This is a genomic window from Streptomyces sp. NPDC091412 (assembly GCF_044756885.1).
Taxonomy (GTDB): Bacteria; Actinomycetota; Actinomycetes; order Streptomycetales; family Streptomycetaceae; genus Streptomyces.
Window position 1 is genome coordinate 55,799 of record NZ_JBIVTV010000013.1, and the last position, 12,484, is coordinate 68,282.

The 12,484-nt window shown below is 66.3% G+C and carries 12 protein-coding genes; 8 read left to right on the plus strand and 4 right to left on the minus strand.

Going from position 1 to position 12,484, the window contains the following annotated elements; translation table 11 throughout:
• The first annotated feature begins 25 nt into the window (after nt 1-25).
• From ACIQMV_RS26870 to ACIQMV_RS26890, 5 genes are all read left to right on the plus strand, one after another.
• On the plus strand, nt 26-4,513 hold the full coding sequence (locus ACIQMV_RS26870) for an FtsK/SpoIIIE domain-containing protein (protein WP_402596026.1): 4,488 nt from the start codon (nt 26-28) through the stop codon (nt 4,511-4,513).
• Between the two features lie 144 nt (nt 4,514-4,657).
• Nucleotides 4,658-4,987 (plus strand): SAV_915 family protein, encoded by a 330-nt coding sequence (locus ACIQMV_RS26875; protein ID WP_141359488.1) that lies wholly within the window; start codon nt 4,658-4,660, stop codon nt 4,985-4,987.
• The gene (locus tag ACIQMV_RS26880) at nt 4,980-6,440 is read left to right on the plus strand and encodes a hypothetical protein (protein ID WP_402596027.1); all 1,461 of its coding nucleotides are present in this window, start codon (nt 4,980-4,982) and stop codon (nt 6,438-6,440) included. The genes ACIQMV_RS26875 and ACIQMV_RS26880 overlap by 8 nt, the downstream gene beginning before the upstream one ends.
• Nucleotides 6,441-6,457: 17 nt before the next feature.
• Complete coding sequence (locus ACIQMV_RS26885) at nt 6,458-7,033, plus strand: DUF3592 domain-containing protein (RefSeq protein ID WP_402596028.1); 576 nt, start codon at nt 6,458-6,460, stop codon at nt 7,031-7,033.
• 5 nt (nt 7,034-7,038) lie between these two features.
• The gene (locus tag ACIQMV_RS26890) at nt 7,039-7,341 is read left to right on the plus strand and encodes a hypothetical protein (protein WP_141359485.1); all 303 of its coding nucleotides are present in this window, start codon (nt 7,039-7,041) and stop codon (nt 7,339-7,341) included.
• Nucleotides 7,342-7,446: 105 nt separating this feature from the next.
• On the opposite strand, the gene ACIQMV_RS26895 is transcribed toward ACIQMV_RS26890, so the two are convergent.
• Complete coding sequence (locus ACIQMV_RS26895) at nt 7,447-7,707, minus strand: WXG100 family type VII secretion target (protein WP_141359484.1); 261 nt, start codon at nt 7,705-7,707, stop codon at nt 7,447-7,449.
• A gap of 205 nt (nt 7,708-7,912) precedes the next feature.
• On the opposite strand from ACIQMV_RS26895, the gene ACIQMV_RS26900 reads away from it, so the two are divergent.
• Genes ACIQMV_RS26900 through ACIQMV_RS26910 form a run of 3 tightly spaced genes read left to right on the plus strand, consistent with a single transcriptional unit; the run spans nt 7,913 to nt 9,733 of the window.
• Nucleotides 7,913-8,173, plus strand: coding sequence for a WXG100 family type VII secretion target (locus ACIQMV_RS26900; RefSeq protein WP_402596029.1), 261 nt, complete (start codon nt 7,913-7,915; stop codon nt 8,171-8,173).
• 36 nt (nt 8,174-8,209) lie between these two features.
• Nucleotides 8,210-9,049 carry a hypothetical protein gene (locus ACIQMV_RS26905; protein ID WP_402596030.1) on the plus strand — a complete coding sequence of 280 codons (840 nt, stop codon included), beginning with the start codon at nt 8,210-8,212 and terminating at the stop codon, nt 9,047-9,049.
• Between the two features lie 48 nt (nt 9,050-9,097).
• The gene (locus tag ACIQMV_RS26910) at nt 9,098-9,733 is read left to right on the plus strand and encodes a hypothetical protein (RefSeq protein WP_402596031.1); all 636 of its coding nucleotides are present in this window, start codon (nt 9,098-9,100) and stop codon (nt 9,731-9,733) included.
• A gap of 19 nt (nt 9,734-9,752) precedes the next feature.
• On the opposite strand, the gene ACIQMV_RS26915 is transcribed toward ACIQMV_RS26910, so the two are convergent.
• From ACIQMV_RS26915 to ACIQMV_RS26925, 3 genes are all read right to left on the minus strand, one after another.
• Entirely contained in the window at nt 9,753-11,165 is a 1,413-nt protein-coding gene (locus ACIQMV_RS26915; protein ID WP_402596032.1) for a PE-PGRS family protein, read from the minus strand.
• Nucleotides 11,166-11,292: 127 nt separating this feature from the next.
• Nucleotides 11,293-11,823, minus strand: coding sequence for a hypothetical protein (locus ACIQMV_RS26920; RefSeq protein WP_402596033.1), 531 nt, complete (start codon nt 11,821-11,823; stop codon nt 11,293-11,295).
• A gap of 383 nt (nt 11,824-12,206) precedes the next feature.
• Complete coding sequence (locus tag ACIQMV_RS26925) at nt 12,207-12,479, minus strand: hypothetical protein (protein ID WP_402596034.1); 273 nt, start codon at nt 12,477-12,479, stop codon at nt 12,207-12,209.
• Between the last annotated feature and the right edge of the window lie 5 nt (nt 12,480-12,484).

A 12,484-nucleotide genomic window follows, 5' to 3' on the forward strand; every position in this document is an offset into this window, starting at 1 on the left:
GATGCCAACGGGGAGGAAGACCATCATGCAGACGCTAGTCACGGTCGTGCGCGAGGGTGGTGAGCCGCACGACGTCGTGGTCACCACCGACGACACGGCCACCGCCGGAGACGTCGCGGAGGCGCTGAGGGCGGCTCTCGAACACCCGGTGCGCCCGTCCGGTGAAACCCGGGGAAACGTCGTGCCGATGCCCGGCAGATCCCCTGCCTTCTCGCCCGACTACGACGCCGTGGCATCCGGGACGTTGTCGCTGTGGGCGGACGGCGTCTCCTGCGACCAGGACGCCCCTGCGGTCGCCGTGCTGCGCGACGGCATGCGCGTCTCCGTCGATGACTCGATAGGCCCACTTCTGCGTCGGGGTGAGCCGGTTGGTCAGTACGAGCTCAGGGTCTCAGCCGGCCCCGCGTCGGGCCGGGTGATCCGGCTCGGTGTCGGTGTGGCCACCGTCGGATCGGCGCCCACCTGCTCGCTCTCCTTGCCCGACGCCGCTGTGCCGCCGGTCGCGCTACGGCTCACCATTGATGTGCGGGGCAACGCCACACTCAGCCCTGAAGGCAGCAATGACGTACGACTGGACGACGAGTCGGCGGGGACCGGGAGGACCTGGCCGTTCGGCGGTGTCGTACGCGTCGGAGATTCGCTTCTGGTCCTCGACAAGGTGTCCGAGCCCGACGCACATCTGTCCCCGATGAGCGAGGGCGGCCTCGCCTACAACCGTCCCCCGCGCCTTTCCTCACTGCGTCCCCGACGACGACTCGTTGTGCCGGTGCCACCCACGAAGGGAGAGCGGGCACGCTTCCAGTTCCTCATGGCGTTCATGCCCCTGCTCTTCGGGCTGGGCATGTACTTCGTCACCAAGCAGATCTACATGCTGGCGTTCTGTCTCATGAGCCCGCTGATGATGGCGGGCCAGTGGCTGAGCGAGAACCGTGAGGGCAAGAAGAAGCACAAGACCTCACTCAAGCAGTACAAGAAGGACCTCGCCGCTCACCAGGCCGAACTGGCCATGCTGGGCAAGGAGGAGCAGCGCGCTCGGCGCGAGGACACCCCCGACCCGGCCGAGATCCTGCTCTTCGCCACCGGTCCGCGCCGCCGCCTCTGGGAGCGCCGGCTCACGGACCCGGACGCGATGCAGCTGAGAGTCGGGGTCGGCGGCCTGCCCTCCGACGTCGAACTCGTCCTCGCGAACGGCGGCACCTCGAACGGCGAGGACGCTCCGGAGCCTCCGGTCCTGCCGGATGTGCCGGTCACCCTCCCCTTCGCCCGGATCGGAGTCGTCGGCATCGCCGGCGACCGGGCTCGAGCTCTCGCCACGGCCCGGTGGCTCGGCGTGCAGGCCGCCGTCCTCCACAGCCCCCGGGACCTCTCGCTCGTGACGCTCGCCGCCTCCCCGGCCGCCGGAGCCGAATGGCAGTGGACGCACTGGCTGCCCCACACCAACCCCGATCAGGGGCAGGACTGCGTCGCGTTGGTCGGTTTCGACTCGGAGGGCATCACCCGTCGGGTCAACGAGCTCCTCAACGAACTGGCCCGCCGTAAGGCGGCTCGCGATCAGAACAACATGACGGGTCAGCTGTACCCGGACCCCAACATCCTGTTGGTCCTCGACGGAGCACGCCTTCTGCGCCGGGTACCCGGCATGCCCCAACTACTGACCGAGGGACCGCAGTACGGCATCCTCGCTCTCTGCATCGACGAGGACGAGCGCCTGCTGCCCGAGGAGTGCAAGGCCGTCGTGGCCTGGTCACCCGAAGCAGCGCACCATGTGAGAGTGCGCGGGTACGGCCTGGAGTCCGTCGGGGACGTTCTGGCCGACCAAGTCACACCGGAGTGGTGTGAACTGCTCGCCCGGTCCCTCGCGCCCGTGCGTGATGTCAGCCGTGACGACGCCAACAGCAGCCTGCCCACCTCTGCCCGGTTGCTGAGTCTGCTGGGGCTGCCCGATCCCACGGGCCTGGATGTGGAGCGGATCTGGAAGGCGCGCGGGTCGACGACGGCCGCGCCCGTCGGCATCGCGGCGGACGGGCCGTTCGTCCTGGACATCCGGCGAGACGGTCCGCACGCACTGGTCGCGGGTACGACGGGTGCCGGCAAGTCGGAGCTCTTGCAGACGATCATCGCCTCGCTCGCCGTCGCCAACCGTCCCGACGCCCTGAACTACGTCCTCATCGACTACAAGGGCGGCAGCGCGTTCATGGACTGCGCCCGGCTGCCGCACACAGTCGGCATGGTCAGCGATCTGGACGCGCACCTGACCGAGCGGGCCCTGGCATCCCTCGCGGCCGAGCTGCACCGCCGGGAGAAGATCCTTTTCGATGCCGCCGCCAAGGACATTGAGGATTACAACGACACGCGCAAGATCCGCCCCGAGCTCGAGCCGATGCCCCGGCTCGTCCTGGTCATCGATGAGTTCGCCTCGCTCGTCGCCGAACTACCCGACTTCGTCGCGGGCCTTGTCGACATCGCCCGCCGTGGCCGTTCCCTCGGTGTGCACCTGATCCTGGCCACGCAGCGGCCGGCGGGTGTGGTCAGCGCGGACATCCGCGCCAACACCAACCTGCGGATCGCGCTACGCGTGACGGACGCCTCGGAGTCCGTGGACGTCATCGACGCCCCCGACTCGGGCGCCATCGCGAAGTCCACCCCCGGACGCATGTACGTCCGCTCCGGTGCCCAGTCCCTGGTCGGCGTGCAGTCGGCGCGTATCGGCGGCCGCCGCCCCGCCACGGGCCGTACCGGCCCCAAGGCGACGCTGGTCCACCTGCCCTGGAATTCCTATGGCCGCCCGCTGCCGAAAGCGGCGGAGTCCGAGGACGACGGCACCATGGTCACCGACTTGGCGGTCCTCGTCGACGCTGTGGCGGACAGCGCGGTGCGGATGGGCTTCGGGGAGCAGCGCAGCCCGTGGCTGGAGCCGCTGGCACAGAAGGTGACGTTGGAAGAACTGGCCACATACGGCGAGGCCCCTTCGGCTCAGAAGGGACACGGCGAGGATGTGCCGCCCATTCCGTTCGGCCTGGTCGACCTCCCGGCCCAGCAGAGCCGTAGGCCCATGGTCCTGGACCTTGTGCACGGCGAGCACACGATGCTGGTGGGCGGCGCGCGCTGTGGCCGCTCGACAGCCCTGCGCACGCTGGCCGGCTCCCTGGCCCGCACCACGTCCCCGTATGACGTGCACGTCTACGGCATCGACTGCGGTTCCAACGCACTGCTGCCGTTGATGCGTCTGCCGCACGTCGGCGCCGTGGTCAGCCGCGACGAGCCCGACCGGGTGCGGCGCCTGATCGACCGGCTGTTGGCCGAGATCGCAAGGCGTCAGCAACTGCTGGCCATGGAAGGCACCTCCAGTGCCGCGGAACAGCGCGCAGCCGCGGCGCCCGAGGAGCGGCTCCCGTGGATGGTGCTGCTTCTCGACAGCTGGGAAGGCTTCACCTCCACCTTTGAGAACTTCAACTACGGTCAGATGATCGAGCTGATGCAGCGGATCTTCCGTGAAGGCTCCGCGGTGGGCCTGAAGGTGGTCATGACCGCCGACCGCAGTGGCCTGAGCGGGCACGTCTCCTCGGCCTTCGCCGACCGGCTCGTTCTGCGTTTCGCCGATCCGAACGACTACTCCGCGGCCGGCCTCCAAGCTCGCGAAGTGCCCAAGAACATGCCGCCCGGCCGTGCCCTGCGCGTCACCGACGACGGTGTCGACGAGACCCAGATTGCTCTACTGGACGACGATCCCTCGGGCCAAGCCCAGGTCCGTGCGTTGCGAGCCATCGCGGAGGAGGCGGCCTCACGCCACGGCCGTTTGCCCGTCGGGCACCGCCCCATGCGGGTAGACGCACTGCCTTCCCGGATCACGGCCTCCGAGGCGCTGGCCTTGGACCCCGACTTCGCACCCTCGTCGCCACTGTGGGCACTTCTGGGCGTCGGTGGCGACGAACTGCGCCCAGTCGGTATCGACCTGGAGGAGAACGGTCCGGGCTTCGTCATCGCAGGCCCGCCGAAGTCCGGCCGTTCGACCCTGTTGAGGGCCGCCACCCAGTCACTCCTGGCGGCCGGTACCCACGTCGTCGTCGTCACGCCGCGCCGTTCACCGCTGCGTGCTCTGGAGGGGCGTGCCGGTGTCCTTGGATTCCTCAACGCCGACAGCCGAGAGGAAGACCTCGACGAACTGGTCGAGAACCTTGAGGGAGGCCCGTACGTCGTCGTCGTCGACGACGCGGAACTCCTCTACGACACTCGGCTCGACGAGGCGTTGGAGAGCGTGGTCCGCAAGGGAGGGGACGGAGGCCTCGGGCTCATCGCCGCCGGCATGACGGACAGCCTTTCGGGCCAGTATCGCGGCTTCGTCACGGAGGCCCGCAAGTCCCGAAACGGCTTGCTCCTCACCCCCCAAAGTGCCTCGGACGGCGAACTGTTCGGCATCCGGCTCCCGGCGAACAGCGGCGCCGGACCGGCCGGCAGCGGGCTGTTCGTGTCGGGAGGCTCGTTCATGCCCATCCAAGCCGTCATCAACGACTGACGGCACGACGGTGCAGGCGCCGGGGCTCCATCCGAGCGGATGGAGCCCCGGCCGGCCCGTGGTGGCGGCCGGGAATTGCGGGGAAGTTGCCAAGCCTTAGTGCGCCTCATGCTTCGATCGGCGTACAACTCGTACGATGGGCCGATGGATTCGACGCAGCCACCGCCAGAAACTCCAGATGTTCTGGTGCTGCCCACGATGACGGATCTGCCGCGAGACGAAGACGGTGCACCAATCCTGGCGGGCACGGTCGATGTGATGCTCATCCCTCTTCAGACGGAGTCAGGCGGGGAGCAACTCGTCGCCCTCGCCTTCTCCACCGTGGCGCGCTTGGTCGAGGCGCTGGGCGAGGAACAGCCGTGGGTCGCCCTCCCGACCGACAAGCTGGAGGCGGTACTGCAAGGGTCGGGCGCCGGAGCCATCCTCATGGACCCGCGACTTCCTGGCAGTGCGGGAAACCCGACAGATGGTTGATCCGAACTTCTCGGGAATCAATCCGGCGAACCTCCTGAAGACCATCAACGACCTCACGTCAAGCAGTAAGACCCTTCATTCGGGCAAGAGTGCGTACTTCGGTCGATTCCAGAGATTCGGACTCGATACCGGCAGTCTGACTCGGATCGATCGGATCGCCTCCTGGGTCGACGACGAACTGCCTATGCTCCGTCGTCGCCAAGCACTGGCCGAAGCCATGGAGTTCAAGGGCGTGGGACCCAAGCCCACCATGGTTCAACTGCGCGAGCCCGTCTGGACAGTGCAACAGGCGCGGACGGAGGGCGCGGATCTGGCCAAGGAAGCCGACGGGCTCGCGGGGATGTCACCCGAGGAGGCCGGCCCGGAATTCCACCGCATCGCCGAGGAACTGGCGAAACACAAGGGTGATCCGGACTTCACCTCGGCGTTCTACGCCAAGATGGACCCGAACCTCGTCAAGAACCTTCCCATGGCCATCGCTCTGTCCAATGCGCCGACGGCCAAGGAGGACGCCAAGACGTTCGGTGCCGCGTTCACGGCAGCGGCGAACGCCCCCAGCCCGGCACCCGGATTCAACAAGGTGCTGGACCTCTTCCACGGTGACATCCCCGAGGATGAGCCGGGGGCGGTTTTCAACCGTGCGCTGATGCAGGGTGACGACCCCGACCTGTGGGATACCGCGTGGAAGCACCTGACGAAGGCAGTTACGGACCTGGGGGACCCCAAGGCGACGTGGACTGTGCACGCAGGGCTCATGGCCGCTGTCATTGGCGTCCAGTCCAACCTGGCGGACAAGTTCTGGGACGAGGCGGAAGAGTTCTCGAAGGCAGCCAAGGCGGCCTATGAGAAACGAATCAACGCCATGACGCCCGCAGAGCGTGCAAGGTTCAGGAAGGAGACGAGGTTCAACGCGAAGGCCTCCAAGACAGCCTCCCGCGAGGCCGAGCGTGTCTTCTCCAAATACGGTATGGGGTCGCTGTCCAGGCTCATGGAGGCCTCGGTCGGGGATGGAGTCCGCTGGTGCGCTGACAAGATCCCGTTCATCAGGGCGGCGCCGGCGGGTGCGAACGCCGGCTGGCTCGGAAAGATGTTCAGAGCGGGCGGGCGGGTTCCCTTGGTGGGCACGCTGCTGACGGTCGGCGGTATCGCATACGACATCGCGGTCAACCACTCGGACCCGGATGTGGCCGTCGTCTCGAACGTCGCGTCTCTGGGAGCCGGAATGGCCGGTACCTGGGCCGGCGTGGCTGCTGTGGCGGCGTGCGGGGGGCCGGTCGGCTGGGGCGTGGCGGCAGGCATCGTGGTCGGTGCCGGGCTTGGTTACGCTGCCTACTACGCCCTGAACACCGACACCGGCAAGAAGGCTGTGCACGCCGTCAGTCATGCTGCCTCGGAGGTCGGCAAGGGGATAGGCCACGCAGCCCAGAAGCTCGGTGGCTGGCTGGGGCTTTGAGACGGAGAATCGTTCTCGTGGGAAAAAAGAAGCGGTCGCGGGATGACTGGACGCCGCCACCGAAATCCGCCGAACGGCTGGCTGCCGAGGCCGAGGTGCGCAAGCTACGCGCCGGTGGGCGGCAGACGCCACTGCCGCAGAGACGGCTTGTCGCGGCCATCTTCCTCATGGCCGTGGCTGCCGCCGGGGCCTTCCTGGTGCTCTGGCTTCCCTCGCACTCGCTCGTGGACGACCTGCGTTCCCGAGGAGTGTCCGTTGCCGCCGAAATCGTGGACTCGCCGCGGGACAAGTTCGGTAGTCCGGGAAATATCAGGATCCGGTTCAACGATCCCAAGCGCGGGGAGCAGGAGACCGCTCTCAGTGACTGGGGAGGAAGGCGTCCTGCTGGTCTGGCCGCGGGTTCCTCCGTGTCTGTGACCTATGACCCTCGGGACCCGAGCAGGGTGCTGACGACGAAGTGGGTGCAGAATCCGCCGGCTATGACACTGCCCATGCTGGTGTCGGTGGTGCTGGCCCCAGTTTTGCTGGCTGGTGCGATCTTCCTTGCGATACGGCGTCGCACGGTGCTGAAGGCATCAAAGGCTGAAAGGTGACAGGGATGACGGATTCCGAACCTGAAGTCGCAAACCCCAGAAAAGCGGACCTGGAGAAGCTGCGCCGCGATCTCGCGAGAGACGTCGAGTCCTTCACGAAGGCGTTGCAGGGGCCGACACGGGACATCGGCGGCGACAAGGTCTGGGTCGGAAAGAACGCTCGCGCCTGGCATCGGGAACTGGAAGGCCGTCACAAGAAGCTGGGTGAAGAGGTGGGCAAGCTGCTCCCCATTGTCGACGCTGCCATTCGTAACGAGCCCGACAAGGTCCCAGCGGCCGAAGCCCGGCTGTACCAGAAGGGCGTCTGACCCTCCGGAGCGCGTCCACGTACCACCAGTGCACCGGCCCCCGCCGCGATGGCCTGGGGTCCCGGTGCACTGTCAGAATGTGGCACGAGCAAGAGGCTCCTGGGATCAGGTGGCGCGCTCGATGTTGTCGGCGCTCGTGTTGGCCGACTTGCTGGCGTCGTGCAGGGTGTCGACCCACTTCGAGAACGTCGGCTTGACGTCGTGCCAGTCCTGGCGGAACCGGTCGGCCTTCGGGCCCTTCCAGTAGCTCTCGCTGCTGCCCGTCGCCGAGTCCAGCTCCTTGATGAGCACCTGCAGATCGTGAGACTTGCGGGCGTAGAGCTTCGAGAGCTCCCGGAGCCGATGGAGATCTGCACCGCGATCCATAACGATCCTCCCCGTTGGTTCAAACGCAAGCGGACTGTCCGTTTGCAACAGTGGACGCTACCTCACCATCCGTGGTTCTCGTCCAGCGCCGCAGGAGATCGGGTCTTCCGGTGAACGAACGGTGATGGTCCGGCCGATGGGACCGAGCGGAGCGAGTGAGACAGCGTCAGTATGCTGAGGTCCTGAGACAGCGGGGGAGGCTGCTATGGCAAATCCTGATATTCAGGAACTCAACCATCGTGCCGGCCAGTTGAGGTCGCTGGCCGACCACATCGACTCGCTCGTCGACACTGCCAAGAAGCACGCGACCACGGGGATGAAGACCTGGTCGGGCCCGAACGCGGACAACGTGCGCGGCAGGCTGAAGATCTGGCAGACGACGTGTGGCACGGTTGCGAAGGCGCTGCGGGACGAAGCGCACCAGTGCACTCAGGACGCCAAGGACCTACAGGAAAAGAAGAAGTGAGCCGGCGCCGCCGCCTCAGGGGAGGAATCCAGACCAGTGCCCTCGTACGACAGCTCGCGAGCACGCTTCCGGCTGGCCGATCGCCATATCGCCGTCTTCGCCCACCTGCTGGACGGTGAGACGCCTCCTGAGGAGTTGTGGGAGTCGTTGGTCGAGCTTCAGCGCATCGGTCTGGTGGGAGAAGAGGGTGAACTGGCCCCTCTGCTCCGCGACCTGCTCGGCGCTCTGGCGGACCCGGTGGTCATGGTCCAAGTGGAAATCACGGGCGAGCACGGCCCGGTCAACCACGGTGTGGTCGTCGGCCAGGAGGCGGTGATCTCGCACGACGGATGGCCGGGCGAGGAGGAGTCCGAGTACGTCTCCATCGAGCCCAACACACTTGTGTGGGACCTGTCCCGCAAGGTCAATCTGCACCGGGGGGACAAGCCCGAGGAACGTGCGCCCGAGGTCCGCATCGGGACGACGATGGCAGCGCTGGACGCCGCGTTCGTGGCACTCGAGGAGCCGGACGCCGACGACGACAAGACGCGCGCGCTGGTACGCAAGGCGCTGGCCGAGGCCGACGCCGATCTCAAGGACCCGCAACTCGCTCAGTTCCTGGATCTGGTCGTCTCCCTCAATGCCACTTGGCGCATCACCACGGCCTGGGACGGCGAGCACGACGGCGAGCGCGCCGCGATGATCCGAGCCCTGGCCGTCTGGGACTGCGGTCCACTCGGTTACTGGATCCGGGAGCAGCCGGAGGAGCCCATCATGCCGGGTCAGGTAGGCCCGGACAGTCCACTCGTCCTGGTGAAATCCGATTCTGCCGAGGTCTGGGACAAGATCACGGACCTGCTGCCGGACAGGAACGAGCTTCTGATCGGCAGCGAGTGACGATGGCGCCGCAGCCGACCGGGAAGCATTGAAGGACCGAACAACACGATGACAACCTGGAAGAGTGAGCGACCGGCGACCGGGACGGAGACCGCACTGCACGTGGCGAGGCCGCGCCGGTGGCCCGGCACCGTGGCCGTCTTGGTCCTCACTCCAGCTGTGATGGTGGGCTGTTCATGGCTCGCACAGAAGCAGGGGACGCTCGTGCTCCTCCTCGGAGCGTTCTTGGCAATGCTCGTTCTGGTCACCGCCTGGACGATGTGCGGTGCGGGGCCGGGTGCTCTCGTGGCAGCCTCCGGCTTTGCCTTCATGCTCTTCGTGGGGCCTGCGCTGGGCGACTACGTCTTGGACCAGCGTGGGCTGCGGAAAGACGCGGTGATCGTCGAGACCGGCATCTATCGCACAAGACACACGAGAGCTGACGGTCGAACGTGCACGGTCGTACCGCTGGACACGGCGGAGGCTGGTTCCCGCTCCTACGACGTGGACGGTACCGACGGTTGCGGTGAGGAACTCAAGACCGGACAGCGCGTCACGGTGGTGACCGACCCGCAGGGCTGGCTCGCCCCGCGCATGAACACGGAGGTTACCGGGGTGTCCCCGTCTCAGGTGTGGGTCAGCGGCGGGTTGCTCGTGTCGATGGAGGCTTTCATCCTGTACGGGCGCCTGCGGCGGCGGGCGTAGCTCGTTCCGCTCCCCGCGGTCAGAACCAGTTCATTGGATTCACCTTGGACTTGGCGATGCTCTTGCCCAGGTCCTTCGTCTTGTTTCCCACCCAGTCGGCAGCCTTCCCCGCCCCCTTCTTGATGTCGTCCCAGTGCTCGACGACCTTGGCGCCGGCGTAGATGACGCCGGTTCCCACGGCGAGGCCGATGGTGATCGGGTTGGGGGCAATCATCGCGGCTGTCAGGGAGGCGTTGAAGCCGACCTCGGCTACGTCGGCCACATACCCGGCACCCTTACGTTTGAAGGCATCGACCGGGTTGCCCTGCGAAATGACGTTGGCGGTACTCCACACCGTCGAGGCCGCGCTTCCCGCGATGCCCGCTCCTCGCAGGAGGCCGGAGACTTTACCCGCGGTCGAGAGTCCCTTGGTGAGCGCGGCCGTACGGCTGAGACCGGCTCCGCGTGACTCTGCGAACGCCTTGCTTGTGACTGTCAGGAGATTCGCATTACCCGCCCGCGTCACAGCCTGACCGGAGTGGGTGAGCGCACCGAACTTCTTGGCCAGCTCGTCCGAGCCCACCAAGAAGTTGATGGCCCTGTTGACAGAAACCCCTTTCCAGATGGGGGAGTCCATGATCTTCAGGCCCCGGACCGCGTCGTAGGCGCTGCCCGTCCAATCGATGATCGTGCCCTTGGTGCCCGGGATCTTTTGGGCCCATTGGCTGAGTTTGCTGGGAAACCAGCTGCCGGGTGCGCCGAGGGAACGGACCTTGGGGGTTATCTTGATCAGCTTTGTTCCGGACCAGCGCAGCAGCCCGTTATTCGACCCTCTGAGCGCGACTCCGATGCGGGTCTTCCAGGTCCGCAGCGATCCTTGCGCGAGAGAATTGAAAAGGAGAACCTTGGTCAGAGCCGTTCCCTGAATTGTCACGGTGGCCATGGTCTTGGTGGTCGACTTCCAGTCGCCGTAGAGGTCGATCACGCTCATGATCGTCGCGGCGTGAGGCTTGAGCCCGGGGATCTGCTCCAGCGCGTGAGTCTTGATCCGCAAGACCCAGTCGTCCAGGGACTCGTGGGGGTCTCGCTTGAAGACATCGGCGTTTGGATCGTCGCTGGCAGCAACGGAGTTGGCGAGAAGAATCTCGCCGGGGGAAAGGCCTTTGTCCTTGTGATCCTTGAGGTACCTCTCAATGTCCTTGGCGCTGAAACCGGCCCAGCGCAACCCGGCTTCGGGGTCGCCGCTTTCCAGTCGGGCGATCGCCGCACGCTTGCGAAGGTCCGGCGCGGTATCGGTAACCCAGCCCCGTAGCGGCTTGAGCGAGGACAACTTGCTGGATACGCCTAGCAGGGAGGCCCTGGTGAAGGCTTCGTCGAGCTTGTCCTGAAGGCCGCCCCGACCATCCAGAAGCTTGGCGAGTTGCTCCACGTCTTCCGGATTGACGACCCTCACGTTCGGTCCCCCTAAAGTCCATTGTCCCGCTGGTACCGGAGTGGCCGCGGGTGGGCCTCATACCCTACGTGCGCTTGTCATGCTGCGAATCAGGAAAACGACGCGGACAGCGATGTGCACGCAATGCTCACTTGTCGCCCACCAGAGCGAAGGCGAAGGCCAGCCGACGGTCCACCCAGTCCTTCCGTACTCGGACTTCCGCACTGCCCTCCGAGATCATCACGACCTCGTCACCGGCTCGCCACTCCAAAGAGCGGCCTTTGCTCGGTGTGTCACCATCGCCGGGATTCAACAGGTCATCGACGAGGCCGTTGACGAAGCGACCCGCCGCCCGCCCGGCAATGTCCTTCGCGCCGCCACTGGCCAACTCGTTGCGTCCGACGATCTCCGGGTGTCCCGGCTGGTCTATACGCCAGGTGTGCTTGAAGGGCCGCTTCGGAGGGATCCGCCGGAGGGTGCCGATTGCCTGCCCCTGTGGGTCTCGGACGACGTAGTGCCGTTCGCCGTCCGCCTCCTGTGGCTCCTCGACGAAGCAAAGAAGGCACTGCGCGTCGGGATCTTCGTACAGCGTGAAGTCCGGACGTGACGGAAGGCGCACTAGGGATGACGATCCCAAAAACGCGCATGGTGCCAGAACCGGCAGATCCTTGGAGCCCATGGGCACACGAACGGCGGGCCTGCCCGACACCGCCTGGGACCGCTTGGGTGACAGAGGCCGTTCCACCGACCCCACGACGAACCTCCGGACGCTCTGCCATGCGACAGGCTCGACAGGGGGCTCTTCCGCTGCCTTCGCCTTGCTGCTCCTGCCGAACGCCATACCTGACTCCTATCGCGACCTGTGCATCAGGGAACGACACGACTGTAGAGGAACCATCGAACCCGGCGGGGCCGAGCCCGAAAAGGCTCGGTGATGGCACGTTGGACACTGCGGACAACCTTGGTGGCCCGTCGCCGTGACAGGCTCGAGCTGTGCTCGACGCGGGGCTAGGCAGGTGAGGAGATAGAAGGCAGCACGGACGGCGGCGCGGCCTTCCTGTCCTACTTGCTCGCCTGTCTCAACCACACGCCCTTCTTGGCGAGGTCCGGCATCTCGAACATCACCCCCGCAAACTCCACCGTGTCGCCAACCCGGACGTCCTTGTACACCGCGATCGGCATCGCGGCGCAGTTCGCGCCGATGCCGGCGGTTCCCGCGGCGGTATCGACGTACGAGACGGTGAAGGACAGACCAGCCGGGAAGCGCTGTGCGCCGCTGTTGTTGAGTAGGGAGAACAGCCTGTCATCGCTTCTGCCTCGTTCTCGACATGGCATCAGTT